Below are 25,235 nucleotides of genomic sequence, written 5' to 3' on the forward strand. Positions count from 1 at the left end.
ACATGACAAAAGAAAGATTATTGATACTAGATGGTAATAGTTTAATGAATAGAGCATTTTATGCACTTCCACCTTTAACAAATTCGGAAGGCTTACACACTAATGCTGTATATGGGTTTATTACTATGCTTTTAAAAATGAAGGAAGAAATAAGTCCTAATTATATTGTATCCACTTTTGATAGAAGTGCGCCTACTTTTAGACATAGTGAATACAAGGAGTATAAAGCTGGAAGAAAAAAAATGCCTGAGGAGTTAGCTGAGCAGTTTCCAGTAGTTAAGGAGTTATTGGAATTGCTTTCAATTAATATTTTTGAAATAGATGGATTCGAGGCAGACGATTTAATTGGAACACTTTCTACTTTTGCAGAGAATAAAGATATAGAAGTATACATAGTTACGGGAGATAGAGACGCCCTACAATTAGCTTCAGATAATATTAAGGTTATAATAACTAAAAAGGGAATTACAGAAAAGGAAATTTATGATGGAAAAAGAATGGTTGAAGAGCATGGTGTTACTCCAAGTCAATTTATTGATGTAAAGGGACTTATGGGAGATTCATCAGATAACATACCTGGAGTTCCTGGAATAGGAGAAAAAACTGCTTTTAAACTTATAAAAGAGTATGGAAGTATAGAAAATGTACTTAGCAATATAGATAATATAAGTGGTAAGAAAATTAAAGAAAATTTGCATCAGTACAGTGAGCAGGCTATATTTAGTAAAAAGTTAGCCACAATTATGAAGGATGTGCCTATTGATATAGATCTAGATTCTATAAAATCAAAGGAAAATTACAATGCTGAAGGCTTAAGAAAGTTATTTATGAGGCTTCAATTTAAAACACTAATTAATAAAATTCCAGGAATAGAAAAGGGTAGTGAAAACATAGATATAGAATCAGAGGAAAGTGATGAAGAGCAAGAAGTTATATTTGAAAGTATTGACAAAATTGATAGATTTAAAGATGTTTCAGAACAGATACTTGCAGTTTGCAAGAATAAGAATGAACTTTTGTATATGACTTTTAAAATAGCAGATGCTAGTGTGTACTCTAAAAACTATATAGAAAAAATATTTGTAAATCTAAAAGAAAATAATTATGTCGTAGAAATAAAACAACTTATGGATGTTAACGAAGAGCAAGTAATAAACTTACTTAAATCTATATTAGAAGATAAAAACATACAGAAGGTAAGTCATGATGTTAAGATGCCACATACTATATTGCGCAAAATGGGCATAAGCTTTGAAGGAATAAAATTTGATACAAAAATAGCTGCATATTTAATTGATTCTTCAAAAGGAGAATATGAACTTGAAGATATTATAGGAAATTATTTATTAATTCGGCCTACTGGAGATGATCTTACAAAGCAAGTAAAGCATACAGCTCTTTTAAGTAAGATATTTGAGTCTTTGGAAGCTAGTATAAAAGAAGCCAATATGGATGAACTCTTGTATGAAGTAGAACAGCCACTTACTGAAGTATTAGCATATATGGAATATGAGGGATTTAAGGTAGATATAGAAAAGTTAACAGAGCTTGGTGATAAATTCAAAGTTGAAATAAGCACTATACAAAAAGAAATATACGATCTTGCAGAAGAAGAATTTAATATAAATTCTCCTAAGCAATTAGGGAAAATATTATTTGAAAAACTTGATTTGCCGGTGATTAAGAAAACTAAAACAGGATATTCAACTAACGCTGAAGTTTTAGATGAACTTTCAGATAAGCATCCAATAATAGAAAAGATAACCTACTATAGACAGCTTACAAAGCTTTATTCAACATATATTGAAGGATTAAAAGCTGTAGTAGATGAGGATGGAAAAATTCATTCAAGCTTTAATCAAACTGTTACAACTACAGGCAGACTTTCAAGCACAGAACCTAATCTTCAAAACATACCAATCAAATATGAAATGGGAAGAGAGATAAGAAAAGTTTTTGTGCCAGAGAATGATAATTGTGTTATACTTTCAGCAGATTATTCACAGATAGAGCTTAGGGTGCTTGCACATATAGCTAATGATGAAAATCTAATAGATGCTTTTGTAAACCACAGTGACATTCATACTAAAACTGCATCAGAAGTATTTAGAGTGCCTATAGATGAAGTTACTCCGTTGCAAAGAAGTAATGCTAAGGCGGTAAACTTTGGAATAGTTTATGGTATAGGAGACTTCAGTTTAGCAAAGGATCTAAAGATATCTAGAAAAGAGGCTAAAAATTACATAGATACATATTTTGAGAGATATCCAGGTGTAAAGAAATATTTAGATGATGCAATTGAGCAAGCGAAGGAAAAACTATATGTAACTACTGTTATGAATAGAAGAAGATTTATTCCAGAGATAAAGGCATCAAATAAGATGGTAAGATCTTTTGGAGAGAGACTTGCTATGAATACTCCTATTCAAGGAAGTGCTGCAGATATTATAAAATTGGCTATGGTTAATGTATATGATGAATTAAGAAAAAGAAACCTTAATAGTAAATTAATACTACAAGTTCATGATGAACTTATTGTAAATGTACACAAAGAAGAATTAGAAGAAGTAAAAGCCATAGTAAAAAAAGAGATGGAAGAGGTTTTGGATTTAAGGGTGCCTCTAGAAGTTGATATAAATATAGGTGGAAACTGGTATGAAGCTAAATAATATAAGACTGTAATTAAAGAGGTGTTGCTCTGTGATAAAAATAGGCATTACAGGTGGTATAGGAAGCGGGAAAAGTACTATATCTGATATGCTTAGAAAAAAAGGATTCAGTATTATAGACGCAGATATCGTTGCAAGAGAGGTATTAAAGATTTATCCTGAGATACTTCAAAAAGTAAAAGAACAATTTGGAAAAGAGTTTTTTAATGAAAAGGGAGAACTTAAAAGAAAAGAGTTTGGTAATTATATATTTGCTGTGGAAGAAAGAAGAAAAAAATACGAAAATATAATAATGCCTTTTATAATAGAATATATATTTATCAATCTAGATAAGTTTAAAGAAGAAGGGAAGCAAGTATGTTTCGTTGATGCAGCTACATTAATAGAAAATAATCTTCATAAGCATATGGATGTAAATATACTTGTATGGGTTGATTCAAAAACCCAAATAGAAAGAGTAAAAAATAGAGATCACTTAACAGAGGAACAGGTAATTGATAGAATCAGTTCCCAAATGCCTTTAGAAGATAAAAAAAAGGTATGCGATTTTATAATAGATAACTCAAAAACTTTAGAGTATACTGAAAAGGAACTATATAGAGCACTAAGAGAAATTGGCAAAAAGTATAGGGGGGTGGAGTGTCTTAAATTATAGATATTTTAAGACATAAAGTATATTGAAAACTATTAAACGTGCATTATTGCTTATAGTATTTATTGTTTTTGTAATGAACATTGTAAATATAATAAAGTTATTTTTTCCGTTAAAATATTCTAACTACATAGTTAAGTATTCTCAAACATATGCATTGGATCCTTATTTGGTTTCTGCAGTAATAAAGACAGAAAGTAATTTTAAGGAAGAAGCAAGATCACATAAGAATGCTTATGGTCTAATGCAAATAACCCCTGATACTGCAGAATGGGCTGCAGAGAAAATGAATATAAAGGATTTTAATGTTTCGATGTTAAATGATCCTGAATTGAATATAAAGATGGGATGCTGGTATTTAAATAATTTAAGAGAAGAATTTGACGGAAATATAGATGTAGCATTAGCTGCATATAATGGTGGTAGAGGAAATGTACAAAAATGGTTAAAGAGTTCAGACCATTCAGCAGATGGAAAGAATCTTCACTACATACCTTTTAAAGAGACTGACAAGTATGTAAAAAAAGTCAAAGTGAACTATAACATCTATAAGTATTTATATGATAAAAACAAAAGCAAATCATTAAGTACAGCTATAGATATGTTCATACAATATGTAAGGCTTAAAAACTAGAAGATTTATTTTGCAGTTGACAATTAAATAAAATATACTATAATATAGGTAGAGACGCGAGAGTGGCGGAATCGGCAGACGCGCACGTTTGAGGGGCGTGTGGGAGACCGTACGGGTTCAAGTCCCGTCTTTCGCACCATTAAAATTGTATAATTTCTGGGATATTTGAGATGCTCTATATTTTGAACCTACATTACTAAAACGGGAGTTCAACATTTAGGCGTAGATATGTACTTTCTTGTGAGACCTTTTGACGGCTTTGAGGGCGATAGAAACATCTGTGAGGACACCCACCTATCGGAGAGATAGGTGTCAAAATTAGAACGGCGGTATTTCGGATTATACTTTTGAAAAGTAATTGAGAGAGGTAAATTTACCTCTCTTTTATTTTATACAGATTTTAGTTTATATTCTGTATAACGTATATGATTAATAACTATTTTTTGCTTTCTCTTGATTGTTGATTAAGTTTCTTAGCTTCTTCTAAATCAGAAGAGCCAACTCCACTAGTCATTCCCATGTTAGTACTGCTAGTCATTGCTGAAGTGCTACCTTGTTTTGATTGCTGATTGAGCTGTCTAGCCTCCTGTAAGTCTGAAGCATCTGATCCACTAGTCATTGCTGAAGCACTGCCTTGTCTTGATTGCTGATTAAGTTGCACAGCCTCTTGTAAGTCTGAAGTATTTGTGCTGCTAGTCATACCACCAGCCATTCCTGTATTAGTCATGCTTTGTCTAGATTGTTGGTTAAGTTGTTTTGCTTCTTCTAAAGATTTTTGGTTATCCATGAGAAAATCTCCTTTCAAAATACAAATTATTAAAATAGATTCGTAATTGTGAACCCATTAAGTAGAATTCCCATATGAGATAATAGTATTCTATTATTTTATTAGCAGTAGTAGTGGAATTATGAAATTTGGTATATTCATTGCTAATTGAAATATTTTACAGTAATTTCAATTTAAGAAGTACGGCTTAATGAAAACTAAATAAATTAAAATAATAAGTTATTGATAAAAAAATAACAGTAATACAATAATATACAATAGATGATAAAAAATTTGCTGTGAACTTGTGTTTTTTTATGTGAGTTTAATGTAATTAAATGATATGTGAGAAAATTTAGAATTAACTTATTTTAATGATATTTTAAAAAAATTATAGTTATTTTTGCTTTATTAGTAGAACTTGACATGAATTTCCTAATATTTTAATATATTATTAGTAAGTAGAAACTAATCTAATTAATCACAAATGAAATTGAAATAAATTAAAGGTTGATCAAACATGCTAATCTACCAAATTATACATTCATTGAAATAGTTATACTAAGTTAATCAGTAATCATTCTTGTCGTTAATCTCCAGTATACTTTGAATAAATTCCCGCTGTATTTTTAAAAATAATTAATTATTTGGTAATGTAATTATAAAATTTAATTAATTTCATGTTTATTTCTAAATCACAAGAATTGATAGGTATGCTGCCAATGACTCGTCAGAGACATTGTGGTATTCTAATATATTAAACAGTGTTTATAAATAAATTTGCATCAATGAGAAAAATTAAGAGATAGACAAAGAGGGGGGAATTACAATGGAAAATAAGGTACTGACAGTGTGCCCTTATTGTGGAGCTGGTTGTAACCTTAATCTGATTGTAGAGGATGATAAGATAGTTAGAGCTGAGCCGGCAAATGGCAGAACTAATGAAGGAACTTTGTGTTTGAAAGGTTATTATGGATGGGACTTTTTAAATGATCCACAAATTTTAACTTCTAGACTTAAGAGACCAATGATTAGAAAAGAGGGACAACTTCAAGAAGTATCATGGGATGAGGCAATCAGTTTTACTGCTTCAAAATTAGGTGAAATAAAAGAAAAGTATGGTCCTGAGTCAATTATGGGAACAGGATGTGCAAGAGGTTCAGGAAATGAAGCAAATTATATAATGCAAAAATTTATCCGCGCAGTTATTGGCAGTAATAACATAGATCACTGTGCAAGAGTTTGACATGCTCCTTCAGTAGCCGGTTTGGCTTACACGTTGGGAAATGGAGCAATGTCTAATGGTATTCATGAACTAGACAATGCTGATTTAATATTTATTTTTGGTTATAATGGAGCAGACTCTCATCCTATAGTTGCTAGAAGAATAGTTAAAGCAAAAGAAAACGGAGCTAAAGTTATAGTTGTGGATCCTCGTATAACAGAATCCGCTAGAATAGCAGATTTATGGCTTCCAATAAAAAATGGAACTAATATGGCGTTAGTTAATGCTCTAGGCAATGTATTAATAAACGAAGGCCTTTATAATAAGGAGTTTGTAGAAAAACATACAGAAGGCTTTGAAGAGTATAAGGACTTAGTTAGCAAATACACTCCTGAATATGCGAATAAAATAACAGACGTTCAGGGAGAAGATATAAGAAAAGCAATGAGAATGTATTCATCAGCTAAGAATCCTATGATATTATATGGAATGGGAGTATGTCAATTTGGACAGGCCGTTGATGTTGTTAAAGGACTAGCCGCTCTTGCTATATTAACTGGCAATTTCGGAAGGCCAAGCGTAGGCATTGGACCAGTAAGAGGGCAAAACAATGTTCAGGGAGCCTGTGATATGGGGGCTTTACCAAATGTATATCCTGGTTACCAAAAAGTGGATGATGATAATGTTAGAAGAAAATTTGAAGAAGCATGGGGTGTAAAGCTTTCCAATAAGATTGGATATCATTTAACTGAAGTTCCAAGGATTACATTGGAAGAAAACAAGATTAAAGCTTATTATATTATGGGAGAGGATCCTGTTCAAAGTGATCCAAATTCAGCAGAGGTTAGAGAAGCATTAGAGAAAATGGAACTTGTAATTGTACAGGACATATTTATGAACAAGACAGCATTGCATGCTGATGTAATATTACCAGCAACATCCTGGGGAGAACATGAAGGTGTTTATAGCTGTGCTGATCGTGGCTTCCAAAGGTTTAGAAAAGCAATAGAGCCAAGTGGTGATGTTAAACCAGATTGGCAAATACTTTCGGAAGTGGCTACTGCAATGGGATATAATATGCATTATAATAATACGAAGGAAATATGGGATGAAATGAGACATCTATGCCCAAACTTTACAGGAGCTAGCTATGAAAGATTAGAGGAGCTTGGAGGCATTCAATGGCCATGTCCTGACGAGAAACATCCAGGAACTTCATACCTGTATGAAGGAAATAAATTTTCAACTCCAAGTGGAAAAGCAAAGTTATCTGCTTCAGAATGGAGGCCGCCAATGGAAACTCCAGATGAAGAATATCCTTTAGTATTATCTACAGTTAGAGAAGTAGGTCATTATTCCGTAAGAACAATGACAGGAAATTGTCGTGCCCTTCAGCAGCTTGCTGATGAACCTGGCTACATACAAATGAACCCGAAGGATGCAGAGAAATTAACGGTTAACGACCAGGAGTTAGTAAGAATAAGTTCTCGAAGAGGTTCTGTAGTAGCTAGGGCGCTAGTTACAGATAGAGTTAACAGAGGAGCAGTTTACATGACATATCAATGGTGGATAGGTGCATGCAACGAATTGACTATAGATAACTTAGATCCTATATCAAAGACTCCTGAATATAAATACTGTGCTGTAAAAATTGAAACAATAGAAGACCAAGAAAAAGCAGAGCAATTTGTTAAGGAGGAATACAATAGAGTAAGAAAAGCAATGAATGTTCAAACCGAAAAAGTGGAAGTATAAAATAATATAAAGGCCTATCTTGGAAAAGATAGGTCTTTTGAGAAACTATTTAGCCAACATAGGAGGAAATTAAATTGATAACAATCGAAGAAGCTTTAGAAATAGTATTAAAAGAAACAAAAGTATTAGGATTTGAAACAGTAAACATATTAAATTCATTAAACAAGGTTTTAGCGGAGGATATTTATTCAAAAGATAATTTACCTCCTTTTGATAAATCTGCGATGGATGGATATGCCATTATAAGTGATGATACAGAAAACGCTTCAGAAGAAAAGCCTGTAAAACTTAAAATAAAAGGGACAATTAAAGCAGGCGATTTCTATAAAGGTCAGCTAAAGTGTGGAGAAGCACTAAAAATAATGACAGGAGCACCTGTACCTAATGGTGCTGATGCAGTAATTCAAATTGAAAATGTTGAGGCTGACAATGAAGAGGTAGCTATATTTAATCCGGTAGAAAAGAATAAAAATATATTAAATCTTGGTGAAGAAATTAAAAAAGGAGATATTGCGCTATTATCAGGTATGACTATAAGACCGTCAGAAATCGGACTTATGGCTTCACTAGGATTTAGCTCTGCTAAAGTTTTTAAAGTACCTAAAATGATTGTAATCACTACAGGAGATGAACTTATAGATGTCAGTGAAGAGTTAATTTCAGGTAAGATAAGAGACTGTAATGGATATTCACTTATGGCACTTGGAAAGAATCTTCAAGCTGATGTAAAGTTTTATGGTATTGTAAGAGATGATATGGACGTGTTGTTCAAAAAAATGCAAGAGGCCTTTGAAGAAGGTGATATTATTATAACTTCTGGAGGGGTATCTGCTGGAGATTATGATTTTGTTGAGAACTGTTTAAAAGAATTAGGGGCTGATATTAAATTTTCGTCAGTAGCTATAAAACCTGGGAAGCCATTCACATTTGCAAAATATAAAGATAAGTTATTCTTTGGCCTTCCGGGAAATCCTTTAGCAGTAATAAATACATTTGAACAGTTTGTAAGTCCTGCAGCAAAAAAGATGATGGGCAAAAGTGACATACATAATAAGCAATTTAAGGTGATTTTAGGAGAAGACTTTAAGTCTGTCAAAGGCAGGACAAATTATGTTTATGTGAATATTGAAGAGAAAGATGGAATCTATTATGCCTATAAAGTAGGCTCTCAAAGCTCAAATCAACTCTTAACGATAAGTAAGGCTAATGGAATTATTATACTAGATAAAGAAATGGTAAAAGCAGGAGAGGAAGTCAATGGAAGATTCATATTTAAATAAAATACCAGTAATTTCAATTGTATCAACAAAGTCTGATACTGGGAAAACAACTTTAATTGAGAACATTATAAAAATACTAAAGAATAAGAAATATAAAGTAGGAGCAATAAAACACGATGTCCATAAATTTGAGATAGATTACCCAGGAAAAGATAGCTACAAACTCACAGAGGCTGGAGCAGACAAGGTTGTAGTTTCATCAGATTCAAAATTAGCTATGATTCAAAGAATTGAAACTAAAAGAACAATAGATGAATTACTATGGCTATTTAAAGATATGGATATCATTATAATCGAAGGATTTAAAGATAACAAATTCCCTAAAATAGAGATTCATAGAAAGGAAGTTGACAGTAATTTGTTGTGTCAAAATCCTAAATTTGATAGCTCAAGTTTCATTGCTGTTGCAAGCAATGAACCACTAAATATAAACATTCCAGTTTTAGATATAAACAACCCAGAAGAAGTGTGTGATTTTATTGAAAGAAACATTTTGGGAGGAACTGCAGTTGATTAAAATAAAAAAATACCCTGTAGTTAAATACGACAAGTATGAAAAAGAAAGTAGCTCAGAAAGTATGATTTATGAATACCCCTTAAGTTTATTCATAAATGAAAAACATATAGCCACACTATTATGCACGCCTGAAAAATTAGACGCTTTGGTTTGGGGATTTTTAAGAACTCAAGGAATAATTTCTAATACGGATGAAGTAGAAAGTTTTATATTAGATGAAAAAAACGGGATAGCTAAGATAAGATTGAATGCTAATAGCGATAAACAATCAAGGCAACTACTGCCGGTAGGTTTTAATGAAGAAGATAGAGCAGATTTTTTTTCCGATTTAATTGAATCATTAAATTGTAAAGTTGTAGAAGATCAATGTTTTTCAATTGATGTTTCAAAAGTTTACGAATTAATGGATGAGAATTTGTCATACTCTGAGGCTTTCAAGCAAACAGGAGGAGCGCATTGTGTAGCTTTATCAGATGGGGAAAAAATAATTGTGATTTGTGAAGATGTAGCACGGCATAATGCTATGGACAAAGCAATTGGAGAGGCACTTATGCGAAATATATCGCTAAATGGTAAGATTATTTTCATAAGTGGCAGAGTGTCTTTTGAGATGATATTAAAAGTTGCTAGGTTTGGATTGCCAATAGTTATTTCAAAGTCTGCACCAACTAGTCTTTCAATAGAACTTGCACAAAAGTTAAATATAACATTAGCTGGGTTTGTAAGAGGAGAAAAAATGAAAATTTATACATGTCCTTATAGGATAAAATAATTATTAAAGTTTAAAATAGGGTTTTATTAATGATATAGGTTTGGGATTTAAAGGTTTTGGGTTTTAAATAGGTTTTAGGTTTTAGGTTTTAGGGATAGGCGGGATAATTATTGTTATTCTGTTTATATAAATTTGCAATAAGAGGGGGATTTATTTATGCAAGCGGCACAAAAACAAGAATTACACGAAGACAGCTTGTGTGCGAGGGACGTAATAGAAAAATATCCTAGGGAACAGAGATTTACTCTGGCAATACTTCAGGATATACAAAGAAAGTATAAGTATATACCAAGAGAAGCATTAGAAGCTCTAGCAGAATATTTAGAAATACCTGTAAGTAAATTATACGGTATGGCAACTTTCTATAAAGCTTTAAGTTTAACACCAAAAGGAAAATATATTGTAACTGTATGTGATGGAACTGCTTGTCACGTTGCAGGCTCAATGGTTGCGCTTGACGAAATTGAAAAATGTTTGGGCATTAAAGCAGGACAAACTACAGAAGATCTTAAATTCTCAATAAATACTGTTAACTGCATAGGATGTTGCGCTATAGCACCTGTAATGATGATTAATGAAAGATACTATGGTAACTTAACGCCTAAAATGGTAAAAGAAATTCTTGATGAATATAGAGGTGAATAGTGATGAGTGTAAAGAAAACTATTTATGTATGTTGTGGAACAGGTTGCTTAGCTAGAAATAGTGCGGAGTTATATGAGGAGCTTAGGAAGAAAGTAGCTGAATTAGGAGCAGCAGCTTCTGTAGAAGCAGAATATGAATTTAAAGCTACAGGTTGTGATGGACTTTGTGAAAAGGGGCCAGTAGTAAAGATTCAACCTGATGATATTGCTTACTTTAAAGTAAAAATTGAAGATGCACAAGAAATTGTAGAAAAGACAATAATGAATGGCGAGGTTATCGATAGGCTTCTTTACTTTGAAACTTCAACAAAGCAAAGATTAAGACACCATAGAGAAAGTGAATTCTGCAAAAGACAGATGAAAATAGCACTTAGAAATGTGGGGGAAATAGATCCTGTTGTTTTTGAAGATTATCTAGAAAAGGATGGATATAAGGCTCTTCATAAAGTAATATTTGATATGAAAAAGGGCGATGTAATAGAAGAAGTAACTAAGTCAGGACTTAGAGGAAGAGGAGGCGCAGGCTTCCCGACAGGACGTAAGTGGAACACTGCTTTTAAAATAGATACTGCTCCTAAATATGTAGTATGTAATGGTGATGAAGGTGACCCTGGTGCTTTTATGGATAGAAGTATAATGGAAGGTGACCCTCATAGTGTTATAGAAGGTATGGCCATATGTGCTTATGCTATTGGAGCAAACCAAGGTTTTGCATATATAAGAGATGAATATGGACTAGCTATTGAAAATATGAAGCTAGCAATAAAACAAGCAAGGGAAAAAGGATATCTTGGCAAAAATATAATGAATAGTGGTTTTGATTTTGATATTGATATAGTAAGAGGTGGTGGAGCCTTCGTATGTGGAGAATCTACTGCACTATTATCCTCAATTGAAGGAAAAGTTGGAGAACCAAAAGCTAAGTATATCCATACTACTGAAAAAGGTTTATGGGGACAACCGACCGTATTAAACAACGTAGAAACTTGGGCTAATATTCCAATAATAATTACTAAAGGTGGAGACTGGTATAGTTCAATAGGAACTATGAAAGATAGTAAAGGTACAAAAGCCTTCTCACTAGTTGGTAAGGTTAAAAATACTGGATTGGTAGAAGTTCCTATGGGAACTACTCTTAGAGAGATAATATATGATATAGGAGGCGGAGTATTAAATGACAGAAAGTTTAAAGCTGTTCAAATAGGAGGGCCTTCTGGTGGATGTCTACCTGAAGAATACTTGGACCTACAAGTAGACTATGATACTCTAGTAAAAGCTGACTCTATGATGGGCTCTGGTGGTATGATCGTTATGGATGACAGAACTTGTATGGTAGACGTTGTAAGATACTATCTTAACTTCCTTGCTGAAGAGTCCTGCGGAAAATGCGTTCCATGTAGAGAAGGCGTAAAGAGAATGCTAGAAATATTAACTGATATTTGTGAAGGAAGAGGTAGAGAAGGAGATATAGAAGAGCTTGAAAAAATTTGTAAAACTGTAGGTAGTGCAGCTTTATGCGGACTTGGAAAGAGTGCGCCAAATCCAGTAAGAGCATCTATAAGATATTTTAGAGATGAATTTGAAGAGCATATAAAAAATAAGAGATGTCGTGCAGGAGTATGTAAGGAACTTACAACATTTATTATAGATGAAGATAAATGTGTTGGTTGTGATATATGCAAAAAGAACTGTCCTGTAGATGTCATTGCAGGAGAAGTTAAGAAACCTCATACAATTGATACTGAGAAGTGTGTAAGATGCGGTAACTGTATGAACATTTGTAAGTTTAATGCAGTTAAAGTTAAATAGGGGGTGTTGCTATGAAAATTATAATTGATGGGAAAGTATGTGAAGCAGAACGTGGTGAATATATACTACAAGTAGCAAGAAGAAATAATATATATATACCTACATTATGTCATAGTGATGCTCTTTCAGGACTTGGAAGCTGCAGACTATGTGTAGTTGAGATAATAGACAGGGGATGGTCCAAGGTTGTAACTTCTTGCATATTCCCTATTACAAAGGAAGTTGAAGTAGTAACTAATTCTAAAAAGATAAGAGATATAAGAAAAGATTTAGTTATGCTTCTTCAAGCTAGATGCCCTGAGAATGAAGAACTTAAAAAAATGGCAGAAGAATTTGGAGTTGAAGAAGATAGGGTAAATAGATTTAAATTAGATCTAAGTGAAAATTGTGTGCTTTGCGGACTCTGTGCAAGAGCTTGTGAGGAAATGGGAACAGGTGCGATAGCTACAGTTGATAGGGGTATTTTCAAAAAGGTTTCTACACCTTTTGAGGATCCATCACCAGAATGTATAGGTTGTGCTGCTTGTGTAAATGTGTGCCCAACTAATGCAATAAAGATGGTAGACAAAGATGGTGAAAGAGAAATATGGGGTAAAAAATTAAAATTACAAGCATGTGAAGAGTGTGGTAAAGAATTTGCTACTGTAGATCATGTAAAATTTGCATTTGCAAAGGCAGGCAGAAAACTAGAGAAGGTACTTTGTGAAGAATGTAGGAGAAAGGCAAGTCTTGAGAATATAAAAAATGTTTTCGAAGGTTTAGAGCTGTAGCATAAAGCTTTTTAGAATTAAGAATTGGAAATTAATGAAGGGTGGTAAGTTAAATGAGACCAGATCTTAACTCTTTTGTAATAGGAGACCCAAATAAGTGTATTGGATGTAGATCCTGTGAAGTAGCTTGTGCGGCAGCTCATAGAGAAAATAATACAGGTGCAACAATTGGCACTATAGATACTCCTATAATACCAAGATTATTTTTTATAAAAAATAAAAATGCAGCTATGGAAGTTCAGTGCAGGCATTGTGAGGATGCTCCTTGTGCAAATTCATGTCCTTCTGGTGCAATAACTCAGGTGAACGGAGCTATAACTATAGATGATAAAGTTTGTATAGGTTGTAAGACCTGCAGCTTAGTATGCCCAGTGGGTGCAATTGATTTATTGCCTAGATATGTAGGATCAGTAGTAAATGGTGGAATTGATAGAAAGTTAACTATAATGGCGTATAAGTGTGACATGTGTAAAGAGGTTGGTGGCACACCAAATTGCATTAAAGCATGTCCAAAAGATGCTTTAAAAGTAGCTACTCCTAAAGAGGATAAGACAGATCGTAATGTTAAAGCGGTTTTAGAATTGCTTAACATTAACAAAAATCTTTAGGTTATAAAAATCCATGAAAGAAAGGGATGTTAGAGATGTCAACAAATACTGCCATGATAAATATAGATAAAGAATTATGTACAGGTTGCAGACGTTGTTCAGAAGTTTGCCCTGTTGACGCAATAGAAGGCAAGGATGGGGAGCCTCAGGAAATAAATATAGATAAATGCGTTATGTGTGGACAGTGTGTACAGATTTGTAAAGGCTACGCTCCTATGTATGAAGAAATTCCGACACCTATAAGCAAAAAGCTTTATGACAGAGGAATGTTAAAAAGTGTAAAGGAACCTATATTTGCAGCCTACAATAAAGGACATGTAAGAGAAGTTAGTGATTTATTGCAAAATAAAGATGTGTTTAAAGTTGTACAATGTGCGCCAGCAGTAAGAGTAGGATTAGCTGAAGATTTTGGATTAGAGCTTGGAACACTTACTCCAGGAAAGCTGGCAGCAGCACTTCGTAGATTGGGATTTGACAGAGTATATGATACAAACTTTACTGCAGATTTAACTATAATGGAAGAAGGTACTGAGCTTATAAAAAGGGTAACGGAAGGTGGAACTTTACCAATGTTTACATCCTGTTGTCCTGCATGGGTTAAATATGTAGAGCAGACATATCCAGAACTTATTGCGCATCTTTCAACTTGTAAATCTCCACAGCAGATGGCTGGAGCGGTATTTAAAACTTATGGTGCAAGAATTAACAATGTAAAACCAGCTGAAATGTATAGTGTATCTGTTATGCCATGTACATGTAAACCTTTTGAAGCAAACAGAGAGGAAATGAATGATAGTGGATATAGGGACGTAGATGTTGCTATAACTACAAGGGAACTAGCTCAATTGATAAAAGATAAAGCTATCGACTTCCACAGCTTACCAGAGGAAGAATTTGATAATCCATTAGGAAACTATTCTGGTGCAGGCACTATATTTGGTTTAACTGGAGGAGTTATGGAAGCGGCTCTTAGAACAGGATATGAACTTATAACTAAGCAGTCAATTCCAAGTGTAGATCTTACTGCTGTAAGAGGCGGAGAAGGCTTTAGAACAGCAGAAGTAGAGGTTGGTGACTTAAAATTAAAGGTTGGAGTGGTTTCAGGATTAAAGCATGTTGAACCTTTAATGGAAAAAATAAAGACTGGTGAATGTGATTTGCATTTTGTAGAAGTAATGACCTGCCCAGAAGGATGTATAAGTGGAGGCGGACAGCCAAAATTAATTTTCGATGAGGATAAGAGCACTGCTTATAATAATAGAAAAGCTGGACTTTATAACCATGATGCAAATTTAGAGGTTAGAAAGTCACATGAAAATCCTGCTATAAAGGAGATATATGATGAATTTTTAGGAGAGCCTCTAGGACATAAGTCACATGAGCTCTTGCATACACATTATAAATCTAGAAAGGAGAATTAATCAATGTCTAATCGTTTTGTAGCAGCTGATCCAAATAAGTGTATTGGTTGCAGAACTTGTGAAATAGCATGTGCCGTAGCGCATTCAGAACAAGATATTTTCACTGCTAAGACTGAAGATATTCAATTTCAACCTCGTCTAACAGTAATAAAGACTGCTAAAGTAAGTGCGCCCGTTCAATGCAGACAGTGCAAGGACGCACCATGTGCTAGCGTGTGTCCGGTAAATTGCATAAGCAATAAGGACGGATACATGCATGTGGATGAGGCAGTTTGTATAGGATGTAAAACATGTATGGTGGCATGTCCTTATGGTCTTATTGATTTAGTTAGCCAGTATAAAGATGGGGAAAAGATATTACAAGAAAGATTCAGATATTCAGATGAAGGAGAAGTTCATACAGGCAAAGAAAAAATTATAGCAATTAAATGTGATCTTTGCAGCAATAGAGAAAAAGGACCAGCCTGTATAGATGTTTGTCCTACATCTGCTCTAAGAATTATTAACTATGAAGATATAGAAGAGTAAAATTGTATAGGGTTACTAAATTCAACATTAACTTATACACTAAAATTTATTGGTAACATTTTCAGAGGACAGAGTACAGAGGACAATTGACAGTGAAGGTGAGTTTTCTTCCTTACGTCTGAAAACTAATTTATTTTTTTCAAGCTTGTTTTGCTAAAGCAAAACATCGCTAATAAATTTAAAGGTTTTTTGTAGTGTAACGTAAAAAAATCCTCATTCATTGTCCTCTGTCCACTGTCAATTGTCAATTATTTATCCTCTCTCATACTATAAAGATTACCAAATTAAATCACAACATAATTCAACTTATGAGTTAGGTCCCCCTATATTTTTAGCTAAAGCTATCTAAATCTATATTGAATTTAGCTATTTTTCTATATATTGTAGCTTTTCCTATTTTTAATAACTCAGCCGCCTTTATAGCATTACCATTACAATAGGTGAGGGCATCTTTTATGCATTGTTCCTCAACAGCTTCTAATGGAATAATTTCTTTTCTAGATGGAGTAGTATCAGCTGGCTTATTTACTGGAGTCTTTGTATGTAGGTGTTTGGAAGTTATCATAGTATCTTCACAAAGATAATATGATCGCTCAACCACATTTCTTAATTCTCTTATATTTCCGCAAAATTTATAAGTTTTTAGTTTCTCTATATAGGATGGGTCAATATATTTTGGATCGCAAGGATTTTTAGAGTTTAACTTATTTATATAATATTGAGCTAGAAGTTCTATATCTTCTTTGCGTTCTTCTAAAGGAATTAATTGAAGACTCATTACATTAAGCCTATAGTATAGATCACCTCTAAAATTTTTATTTTCTATTTCATCTGTCAAAGTTCTATTAGTAGCAGCTATTACTCTAACATCTACAGATTTTTCATATGTTCCACCAACTCTAGTAATTTTAAGATTATCCAATACTCTAAGGAGTTTGGATTGTATATCTAATGGAAGTTCGCCAATTTCATCCAAAAATATAGTTCCACCTTCCGCCAGTTCGAATTTTCCAGGGTATCCACCTTTAGAGGCACCTGTAAAAGCTCCTTTTTCATATCCAAAAAGCTCGCTTTCAACAAGTTCTCTAGGAATTGCCGCGCAGTTAACTGCCACAAAAGGACCGTTTTTTCTTGAACTAAAGTTATGGATGGACTGAGCAAATACTTCTTTTCCAGTACCACTATTTCCTTCTATTAATATATTACAGTTAGTTTTGGCTGCTTTTTTAGCAAGCTCTACTATTCCCTTCATTTTCTCGTTTTTTGTGAGTATATCGTCAAAAGTAAAAGAGGCCTTATACCCCACAACATTGTTTACCATTTTATGAAGATTTTTTGTATCTCTTAAGGATAAGACTAAACCAATAATTTTTCCCCTTAATCTTACTGGTATTATATTTGTTACACATCTTATTCTGCTGCCATTTATATCAAAAATACAATCCTCGCTAAACTGTTTTTCACCAGTTAATAAGATAGTATGTAAAATATCTTCTTTTAGTATGTCATTCAGGTGAGTTTCATATAAAAATTCCTCTTTTATACCTAATATTTTAACAGCAGTAATATTAACTTTTTTAATTAAAAGATTCTCATCCGTAACGATTAATCCCTCATAAATAGATTCAAAAATGGCTTGTAATATAAAAGAAGATATGTCGTACTCTAATATGCTGTCCATATCAATTCTGCACATATCGCTGACGTCTTCAAAATAATCTGTTAACTCCATAATTTCTCCCCCTCTTATTATCTATAATTTAGTATATCACTTTTAAAAAATAAATTAAATAACAAAATGTTTCAAAATGATAATAATGGATAAATTTATCATTTTGAAACATTGCACTTCTCATTATGATAAAAATTAAATATGGAATATTTTATAATATGATAACAAATATTTTTAAAAATAAAAGGATTTAAACAGTTTTTGTTGAATATTAAACATAGAAACGGTTTCCTTGTTATTTTTATTAATATTACATATATTTAATTATCTTTAAAATTTATGGTTGTTTTGGTAAACTTAATATAATAAATATGTTATTTTTTCAATTTAGTCATATAATCTATAGACATTTTTAGGAGGAAACATTGATGAAGGTAGAATATATAGAACCATTTATAAAAGCAAGCCAGAATATATTATTGCAGATAGTTAATGAAGAAGCAGTTTTAGGAAAATTATTCCTAAAGGATTCAACTTTTCATGGAGATAATGTTATAATAATAATAGGTATTGCAGGAGATATAAGAGGACAAGTTATCTTTAATTTATCTCAGAAGTCAGCATGTAATGTAGTTTCAAAGATGATGTGTGGAATGCCTGTATCAAGCCTAGATGATATGGCAAAGTCTGCTATAGGTGAACTTGCCAATATGATATCAGGAAATGCAGCTATGTTATTTTCAGAACAGAAAATTAATTTAGACATAACGCCACCAACTATAATGATAGGAGATAACATTGAGATATCTACTACTAAGTCACAATCTATTTGTGCGCCATTGCTTATGCAAGATAATTTTTCTTTTGAGATAAATGTTTCCTTATCAGAAAGCTAAATTAAATATATATTTAATATAGGTGAGAACTCCTCGATTGAACAAGAGTTTTCAGAATTAGTCTAAAGTAGCAAAAGATTAAGCCTGCTTTAGACTAATTTTTTATCACTATATAAGGTATTTTCAAAAAACAACTAGTCGGTATGATGCAAAATATCTCTTACATCTTTAACTTATTGTTTTCTTTTAGATGTCTAATATTTATTGAATATTAATATGTTATAAAATTGGATGTATTGATTGAAAACTTGAAATTTATAGTAAGTCATGCTAACATTAGCTTGATATATTTGTAAATATAATTGTATTTTAAGTGAAATTTGCTGATTGAGAACTAATGAAGGTTAAAGTCCTAAATGGGCATTAACGGGTAATTTTGCTAGGTAAAAGTTCTAAATGAACTTTTGCCTAGCAAAATTGCCCAGTGTTCCGACTAAAAGGAGGAAAACAATATGAATAATAAATATTTAATAATTGATACAGCAATACTTCCAGAAGTATTTACTAAGGTTGTTAAAGTTAAAGAATTAATCAGAACTGGGAAAGTAAAGGACATATCAGAAGGGGTAAGATTAGTAGGAATAAGCAGGAGCACTTATTATAAATATAAAGATTTTGTATTTACATTGTCCGAGGGAATAGTTGGACATAAAGTTACATTAGGTTTAGTATTAGTACATGAGGCTGGTACTCTCTCTAAAATATTAGATAAAATAGCATTTGAAAAAGGTAACATACTTACGATTAATCAGGATATACCTATAAATAATGCAGCTAGTGTTACTATAACCTTTGATGCATCTAAGCTCGAAACGGAAATTAATACATTAGTAGAAGAATTTAGAACTATTAAGAATGTAATTAAAGTTGATTTGGTAGCAGTGGAGTAATACTCTCGAAATAAAAATAATTCTATAGCATATCCTAAATCCTCAATGAAACTACATTATTAAAGTAATATCTGTAGATTTAATTAAAAATAAAAGGAATTTATAATTTAGTGTAGAATTTAAGAGTTAACGTACTTTTAGAGGTGAGGTTATGTTAGATGTTGAACTAAGGTTTAACGATATTAATATTTCAAATATTAAAAAAAGTGATTTGCCGCAAATACAAACTTGGATGAAGTTGCAAAAACAATTCGTACATGATGAAACAGATTTGGAAGAATTAAAAGAGCGATTTTTAGAGAGCTATATAAGTGAATGCGAATTTTTCTTAAAAATAAATAGAGAACAAGAGCTATTGGGAATTATTAAAGGAAGATTAGAATTTAAAAATCCTAACGAGGCTTGGATTTGGTATTTTTATATTGATGACAAGTATAGAACTGCCAATTTAAATAATAAAATCATGGAAGAACTATTGAATTATTTCTTATGTGAGTATGATGTAGATATTTTTTGTACGAGAATAATAAAAAATGATAGAGAAAGTTTAGAGTTTTGGAAAAACATTGGTTTTAAATCTGTAAGAATGGTCAAGGATTTTTATAGCATAAATGGAAAATACATGGATATGTTGATTATGAAGAGAGTAGAAGTTTAGGATAAAAGTAATAAATTGGCCTTCAAGTAAATATTAATATATAGTAAAACGTAACTTTTACAAATTAAATTTACTACCCAGAAGGTGAGGGGAAAAAATTGAAATACACACGGTACGACTTAAAAAGAGATAATGACAATAAAGCTTTTATTGCTGTTATATTTTTAATATTAGTATTGGCGTTTTTATTCGGAACTGTTATTTTTAAGTTGTTTATAAAAAGTCCTATCAGTTCAAATATAAAGACCGACAGTGTTTCGAACAGGTCGAACCAAAAAACTGATACTAAATCTTCGGTTAACTTAAATAATAGTAAAATTACTAAGTTTGTGGCGGTACAGGGAGGGATATATCAAAGCAAAGAAAATGCTGATGAAGAGAGAAATCTCTTAACACAGTATGGAACTCCTTTTACTGTAACTGAAGATAACAAAACAAGAGTATTCTTAGGCATATATACAGAAGAACAAGCTGAGAGAATCATGAAATCTCTTACAGAACAAAAAGTTGAAAATTCAAAAATGACATTTACATTAAATAATAATGACTTATGCGATGTAGAAATAGCAGAAATAATAAATGCAAATATACAAATATTGAATAAGCTTGCTGAGAAAAATGTCAAAGCGATACAAACTGAAGACTTAAAGAAATGGTGCGTAGCTTTAAAAAAGGTGGACAAAGATAGTAAAAATATATTGATTCTAAAGGATATACAAGATCATATAAGCAAGATGCCTAAGGAGTTAACAAAGGAAAATGTTGCAGAAAACTATATCTATTTATATAATATCTTAAAAAAAATAGCTTCGAAATAATGGAATTAAGCAGACGGCAGTAAATAAAAAACTGTTTGTCTGTTTTTGTTTTTATAATTATTAATGAATTTACATAAAATCTAAGTTTAACCTTGTGAGAAAAATAAATACATATGAATTAATTTAAAATTTTTTAAAACTATATTGCTATACACTTGTGTATAATTTTATTAAATGTTAAACTATATAGGATATATTATTAAGGTAGGGGATGTTTGTGAGAGGGGCTGAAAAAAGCATAAGTTTCTTATGGTTTGTAATATTCCTAGGAGCAGTATGTGGAAGCCTTATAGGTGATATACTGGGGGATAGTTTAAGTATTTTAAGTTTTTTGAAAAATTCTTATTCTGTAGGTATGTCAACACCGATTGTGTTAAACTTAAAAATTATGGTTTTAACATTGGGTTTAAACTTTAATATTAATATTATGACTATAATTGGTGTAATTATGGCTATAATACTATACAGAAGATATTAGACAAAATATCCGTCGCATCTTTGACTTGTTATTTTCTTTCAGATGCCTTAGATGTTTTGATAACTAAATAGGATGTGGTTTAATGAATATTGTGTTAGCATCAGCTTCAATTAGAAGACATGAACTTCTAAAAAGACTTACAGATAAATTTGAAATAATAGTAAGCGATTTTGACGAAAATGCAGTTAAATTTGATAGCGATTGTGCCTCTTATGTAATGAAGCTTGCTGAAGGAAAAGCATTGAATGTATGTAAAAATGTGCATAATGAGTCAATTATAATAGGTTGCGATACTATTGTGTCCTTTGGAAACAAAATATTAGGAAAGCCAGAGAATGAAGAGGAAGCATTTAATATGCTAAAGTTTTTAAATGGGACTTCTCATCAAGTATACTCAGGTATAGCTGTGGTAAATAGTGCATCAGGCAAAATAATAAGGGACTATGTTTGTACTAATGTTAAGTTTTCTGATCTATCTGATGATGTAATAAGAAAATACATAGAAAGAGGAGAATATAAGGATAAAGCGGGAGCCTATGGAATACAAGGATATGGTGGAGTTTTTGTTGAAGAAATTCACGGATGCTATTATAATGTTGTAGGGCTTCCATTAAATAAATTATCGAAAATGTTAAGGGAGATGGGGGTAAGTTCATAAAAGGAGTATGATTCATGAAAGAAACATTAAAAATTATGGATTTACCTACAAATGAAAGACCTAGAGAAAGACTTTTGAGATATGGCGTAGAAACCCTATCTAATTCTGAGCTTTTAGCAATTATTTTAAGATCAGGAAGTAAGAAGGAAAATATATTAAATCTAAGCAGTAGAATTATTAAAGAAAATGGTGGATTAAATGGACTTTTAAATTGTACAGCTGATGATTTTATAAATTTGCATGGAATTGGAAAAGCCAAAGCTGCTCAGCTTATAGCTTTAGCAGAAATTTCAAAAAGAATCAAATCTTACAAGGATGGTAATGAATATAAAATTGTTAATCCAAATGATGCAGCAGAACTTGTAATGAAAGAGATGAGATATCTTAGACAAGAATATTTAAGAGTAATTATGTTAAATACAAAAAATATTGTGATATGCATAAAAGACGTTTCCGTTGGAAGTCTCAATTCTTCTATAGTTCATCCAAGGGAAGTGTTTTGTGATGCTATTAGAAAAAGCAGTGCATCTATAATAATATGTCATAATCATCCATCTGGTGATCCTGCACCAAGCAATGAAGACATAAATGTAACCCATAGGTTAAAAGAATGTGGAAAGCTTTTGGGGATAGATTTACTTGATCATATAATAATTGGAAATGGGACTTATATAAGTTTAAAACAAAAAGGAATATTGTAAAATCGAAAGGAGAAAATAAAATGGGATTTTTTGGAATATCTCGTGATATGGGAATTGATTTAGGTACAGCTAATACATTAATATATGTTAAAGGAAAAGGAATTTTACTTAGAGAGCCTTCAGTTGTGGCTATAAATAGTGATGTTAAAAAAGTACTTGCTGTTGGTGATGAAGCAAAACAGATGATAGGTAGAACACCAGGAAACATTGTAGCTATAAGACCTCTTAAGGATGGTGTAATAGCTGACTTTGATGTAACACAAGCAATGCTTAAGAAATTTATTGAAAAAATAAGCCCTAAATCTGCATTTACTAGTCCGAGAATAGTTGTGTGCTTTCCATCAGGGGTTACAGAAGTTGAAAAAAGAGCTATAGATGAGGCGACAAAACAAGCTGGTGCTAGGGATGTTTTACTTATGGAAGAGCCTATGGCTGCAGCTATTGGAGCTGGACTTCCTGTAAATGAGCCAACTGGAAGCATGATTGTAGATATTGGAGGCGGTACAACTGAAGTAGCGGTAATATCACTTGGTGGTATTGTTACAAGCAAATCCTTAAGAGTTGCTGGCGATGAACTTGATCATGCAATTATTAGCTATATAAAGAAAGAGTATAATCTTGCAATTGGAGAAAGAACTGCAGAGAATGTAAAAATACAATTAGGATCAGCTTTTAACACTGGAGAAGATACTTCTATGGAAATTAGAGGAAGAGACTTAATATCAGGTCTTCCTAAAGTTATAAATATCACAGAGAGTGAAATAAGAGACGCCCTAAAGGAACCTGTAGCAGCAATAATTGATGCTATTAAAACAACACTTGAAAAGACACCACCAGAACTTGCATCAGACATTATGGACAAAGGAATCATGCTTGCTGGTGGAGGAGCAATGCTTAGAGGAATAGACCAATTAATAAATAAAGAAACACATATGCCTGTTCATATAGCTGAATCTCCTCTTGATTGTGTTGCCCTTGGCGCTGGAAAAGCATTAGATACTATTGATAAGATAGTAGCTAGTAGAAAATAGTAAATAACAATGAAATTTTTTAGAAACAAACTGGCGGTAACTATAGTGGTACTGTCAGTTACATTTTTAATTTTAATTTCACATAGTATCAAGGGAGATAACATGTCTTTTATGAAAAATGGCATAGGCGTAACTTTTAATTCTGTGCAGGGTGGAATATTTAGGTTCAATAGCGGCGTAAAAGATTGGTTTGGTTTTGCTTTTAATTTTTCTAATGTGAAAAAAGAAAATGAAGAATTAAAAAAGAAAAATAATGAGCTTGAAAGCAAAGCAATTGATTATGAATCTCTTAAAAGTGAAAATGATAGGTTAAGAAACATGCTTAATTTTAAAAGTCAAAATTCTGAGTATAATTATATAGGCTGTGATATAAGAGGAAAAGGTTCAAGTGGGCTTTTAGATCAATTTATAGTAAACAAAGGAAGCAAAGATGGCATTGGAAAATATATGTTAGCTATAAGTTCTCAAGGGGAGGTAGTAGGTCAGGTAACTTCAGTAGGTAATAACTGGTCTATGGTTCAAACCTTAGCAAATGTAAACACTAATGTAAATATTGCAGTTAGTGGATATATAGAAAGAACAAAAGACAATGGCATAGTACAGGGATACAAAAATAGTAGTAATGAATTACTTGCGAAGTTAAGCTATTTGCCTTTGGATTCAGATATAAAAAAGGGTGATGTAGTTTGTACTTCAGATATTGCAACTCCTTACCCAGGACTTTATCCAAAAGGAATTAGAATTGGATCAGTAATAGATATAGAAGAAGACAAGGGAAAAGTAATGAAAAATGCCATAATTAAGCCATATGTTGATTTCAATAAGCTTGAAGAACTATTTATAGTTGTTCCTAAGGAAAAAATAGATATAAAATACTAAGGTGATGTAAAATGAGAAAAGTATTAATTTTATTTCTTTTGTCTATTCTATTTTTTATATTGGATAATGTATTAATGCCATTTCTTGCTATAAAAACTATATATCCAAGTTTGCTTTTAGTTTTTATGATTTGTTATTCTATGGTTAATGGGAAATGGGAAGGATTGTGGCTTGGAGTTTTTTGTGGATTACTTCAAGATATATATTTTACTAGTGGATTTGGATTAAATGCTCTAATAAACATGATTATATGTATAATTGCAGGTGTAATAGGTGATAACATTTTTAAGGAGAAAAACCTTATTCCTGTAGCATCATGCTTTTCCTTGAGTTTTTTAAAAGGCACCGTACTGCTAATAGTATTGTATTTCTTAAAAATAAATGTTGATTTTAAAGATGTATTTTTTATTGCTCTTTATAATATGGTTATTAGTGCAATAATATACAAGAAAGTATACAAATTATGTCAAAAAGAGTACATGCAGAAGAGATGGAAGTTTTAGA

The 25,235-nt window shown here is 32.0% G+C and carries 25 protein-coding genes, 1 tRNA gene and 1 other RNA gene; 25 read left to right on the forward strand and 2 right to left on the reverse strand.

The genetic code is table 11. From position 1 onward, the window contains the following. Positions 1 to 2: 2 nt before the first annotated feature. The 5 genes from polA (at position 3) to ssrS (ending at position 4,300) form a co-directional block, all read left to right on the forward strand. On the forward strand, positions 3 to 2,669 hold the full coding sequence (gene polA, locus I6U51_RS02845) for a DNA polymerase I (RefSeq protein ID WP_211141098.1): 2,667 nt from the start codon (positions 3 to 5) through the stop codon (positions 2,667 to 2,669). 31 nt (positions 2,670 to 2,700) lie between these two features. After that, positions 2,701 to 3,324, forward strand: a complete 624-nt coding sequence (gene coaE / locus I6U51_RS02850) for a dephospho-CoA kinase (RefSeq protein WP_211141099.1) — start codon at positions 2,701 to 2,703, stop codon at positions 3,322 to 3,324. A 22-nt stretch (positions 3,325 to 3,346) separates the two neighbouring features. Then, positions 3,347 to 3,955 (forward strand): lytic transglycosylase domain-containing protein, encoded by a 609-nt coding sequence (locus I6U51_RS02855; RefSeq protein ID WP_178905982.1) that lies wholly within the window; start codon positions 3,347 to 3,349, stop codon positions 3,953 to 3,955. Between the two features lie 56 nt (positions 3,956 to 4,011). Beyond that, a tRNA-Leu gene (locus I6U51_RS02860) sits at positions 4,012 to 4,094 on the forward strand. Positions 4,095 to 4,105: 11 nt separating this feature from the next. Continuing rightward, a non-coding RNA gene (gene ssrS / locus I6U51_RS02865) (6S RNA) lies at positions 4,106 to 4,300 on the forward strand. A 91-nt stretch (positions 4,301 to 4,391) separates the two neighbouring features. Here the strand turns inward: ssrS and I6U51_RS02870 are convergent. Continuing rightward, positions 4,392 to 4,742: a hypothetical protein gene (locus I6U51_RS02870; protein WP_246517046.1), complete on the reverse strand. Its 351-nt coding sequence runs from the start codon at positions 4,740 to 4,742 to the stop codon at positions 4,392 to 4,394. A gap of 808 nt (positions 4,743 to 5,550) precedes the next feature. Here I6U51_RS02870 and fdhF point away from each other — a divergent pair. The 10 genes from fdhF (at position 5,551) to I6U51_RS02920 (ending at position 16,050) form a co-directional block, all read left to right on the forward strand. After that, entirely contained in the window at positions 5,551 to 7,701 is a 2,151-nt protein-coding gene (gene fdhF, locus I6U51_RS02875; protein ID WP_211141100.1) for a formate dehydrogenase subunit alpha, read from the forward strand. Between the two features lie 74 nt (positions 7,702 to 7,775). Continuing rightward, positions 7,776 to 8,981, forward strand: coding sequence for a molybdopterin molybdotransferase MoeA (locus tag I6U51_RS02880; protein ID WP_211141101.1), 1,206 nt, complete (start codon positions 7,776 to 7,778; stop codon positions 8,979 to 8,981). After that, positions 8,959 to 9,498, forward strand: coding sequence for a molybdopterin-guanine dinucleotide biosynthesis protein B (mobB, locus tag I6U51_RS02885; protein ID WP_211141102.1), 540 nt, complete (start codon positions 8,959 to 8,961; stop codon positions 9,496 to 9,498). The genes I6U51_RS02880 and mobB overlap by 23 nt, the downstream gene beginning before the upstream one ends. Continuing rightward, positions 9,491 to 10,270 (forward strand): formate dehydrogenase accessory sulfurtransferase FdhD, encoded by a 780-nt coding sequence (gene fdhD, locus I6U51_RS02890; RefSeq protein ID WP_246517047.1) that lies wholly within the window; start codon positions 9,491 to 9,493, stop codon positions 10,268 to 10,270. The genes mobB and fdhD overlap by 8 nt, the downstream gene beginning before the upstream one ends. Positions 10,271 to 10,426: 156 nt before the next feature. After that, the gene (gene nuoE, locus I6U51_RS02895) at positions 10,427 to 10,915 is read left to right on the forward strand and encodes an NADH-quinone oxidoreductase subunit NuoE (RefSeq protein WP_211141103.1); all 489 of its coding nucleotides are present in this window, start codon (positions 10,427 to 10,429) and stop codon (positions 10,913 to 10,915) included. Positions 10,916 to 10,917: 2 nt separating this feature from the next. Next, positions 10,918 to 12,723, forward strand: coding sequence for an NADH-quinone oxidoreductase subunit NuoF (locus tag I6U51_RS02900; protein WP_211141104.1), 1,806 nt, complete (start codon positions 10,918 to 10,920; stop codon positions 12,721 to 12,723). Between the two features lie 11 nt (positions 12,724 to 12,734). Beyond that, positions 12,735 to 13,493, forward strand: coding sequence for a 2Fe-2S iron-sulfur cluster-binding protein (locus I6U51_RS02905; protein WP_211141105.1), 759 nt, complete (start codon positions 12,735 to 12,737; stop codon positions 13,491 to 13,493). 53 nt (positions 13,494 to 13,546) lie between these two features. Continuing rightward, positions 13,547 to 14,101: a 4Fe-4S dicluster domain-containing protein gene (locus I6U51_RS02910; protein ID WP_211141106.1), complete on the forward strand. Its 555-nt coding sequence runs from the start codon at positions 13,547 to 13,549 to the stop codon at positions 14,099 to 14,101. Between the two features lie 35 nt (positions 14,102 to 14,136). Next, positions 14,137 to 15,522, forward strand: a complete 1,386-nt coding sequence (locus I6U51_RS02915; protein WP_246517048.1) for a [FeFe] hydrogenase, group A — start codon at positions 14,137 to 14,139, stop codon at positions 15,520 to 15,522. A 3-nt stretch (positions 15,523 to 15,525) separates the two neighbouring features. Beyond that, positions 15,526 to 16,050: a 4Fe-4S dicluster domain-containing protein gene (locus I6U51_RS02920; RefSeq protein ID WP_211141107.1), complete on the forward strand. Its 525-nt coding sequence runs from the start codon at positions 15,526 to 15,528 to the stop codon at positions 16,048 to 16,050. A 331-nt stretch (positions 16,051 to 16,381) separates the two neighbouring features. Here the strand turns inward: I6U51_RS02920 and I6U51_RS02925 are convergent, their stop codons facing one another. Beyond that, positions 16,382 to 17,746 carry a sigma-54 interaction domain-containing protein gene (locus I6U51_RS02925; RefSeq protein WP_425489743.1) on the reverse strand — a complete coding sequence of 455 codons (1,365 nt, stop codon included), beginning with the start codon at positions 17,744 to 17,746 and terminating at the stop codon, positions 16,382 to 16,384. 404 nt (positions 17,747 to 18,150) lie between these two features. Here I6U51_RS02925 and I6U51_RS02930 point away from each other — a divergent pair, with 404 nt between their 5' ends. The 10 genes from I6U51_RS02930 to mreD all read left to right on the forward strand — a co-directional run bounded on the left by I6U51_RS02930 (position 18,151) and on the right by mreD (position 25,234). Next, on the forward strand, positions 18,151 to 18,618 hold the full coding sequence (locus I6U51_RS02930) for a chemotaxis protein CheX (protein ID WP_211141109.1): 468 nt from the start codon (positions 18,151 to 18,153) through the stop codon (positions 18,616 to 18,618). Between the two features lie 452 nt (positions 18,619 to 19,070). Further along, positions 19,071 to 19,508, forward strand: coding sequence for an ACT domain-containing protein (locus tag I6U51_RS02935; protein ID WP_211141110.1), 438 nt, complete (start codon positions 19,071 to 19,073; stop codon positions 19,506 to 19,508). A 151-nt stretch (positions 19,509 to 19,659) separates the two neighbouring features. Further along, complete coding sequence (locus tag I6U51_RS02940) at positions 19,660 to 20,166, forward strand: GNAT family N-acetyltransferase (protein WP_211141111.1); 507 nt, start codon at positions 19,660 to 19,662, stop codon at positions 20,164 to 20,166. 98 nt (positions 20,167 to 20,264) lie between these two features. Then, entirely contained in the window at positions 20,265 to 20,984 is a 720-nt protein-coding gene (locus I6U51_RS02945; RefSeq protein ID WP_211141112.1) for an SPOR domain-containing protein, read from the forward strand. A gap of 217 nt (positions 20,985 to 21,201) precedes the next feature. After that, positions 21,202 to 21,462 carry a DUF4321 domain-containing protein gene (locus I6U51_RS02950; RefSeq protein WP_178905996.1) on the forward strand — a complete coding sequence of 87 codons (261 nt, stop codon included), beginning with the start codon at positions 21,202 to 21,204 and terminating at the stop codon, positions 21,460 to 21,462. A gap of 82 nt (positions 21,463 to 21,544) precedes the next feature. Continuing rightward, a complete protein-coding gene (locus I6U51_RS02955) occupies positions 21,545 to 22,120 on the forward strand; it encodes a Maf-like protein (RefSeq protein ID WP_211141113.1) in 576 nt (191 codons plus the stop codon). Positions 22,121 to 22,134: 14 nt separating this feature from the next. Then, the gene (radC, locus tag I6U51_RS02960; RefSeq protein ID WP_211141114.1) at positions 22,135 to 22,821 is read left to right on the forward strand and encodes a RadC family protein; all 687 of its coding nucleotides are present in this window, start codon (positions 22,135 to 22,137) and stop codon (positions 22,819 to 22,821) included. 20 nt (positions 22,822 to 22,841) lie between these two features. Then, positions 22,842 to 23,852, forward strand: a complete 1,011-nt coding sequence (locus I6U51_RS02965; RefSeq protein ID WP_211141115.1) for a rod shape-determining protein — start codon at positions 22,842 to 22,844, stop codon at positions 23,850 to 23,852. A gap of 9 nt (positions 23,853 to 23,861) precedes the next feature. Further along, a complete protein-coding gene (gene mreC / locus I6U51_RS02970; RefSeq protein WP_211141116.1) occupies positions 23,862 to 24,731 on the forward strand; it encodes a rod shape-determining protein MreC in 870 nt (289 codons plus the stop codon). 11 nt (positions 24,732 to 24,742) lie between these two features. Next, on the forward strand, positions 24,743 to 25,234 hold the full coding sequence (mreD, locus tag I6U51_RS02975) for a rod shape-determining protein MreD (protein WP_211141117.1): 492 nt from the start codon (positions 24,743 to 24,745) through the stop codon (positions 25,232 to 25,234). The last annotated feature ends 1 nt before the right edge of the window (position 25,235 follow it).

The organism is Clostridium aciditolerans (genome assembly GCF_016316925.1).
Taxonomy (GTDB): Bacteria; Bacillota; Clostridia; order Clostridiales; family Clostridiaceae; genus Clostridium_AM; species Clostridium_AM aciditolerans.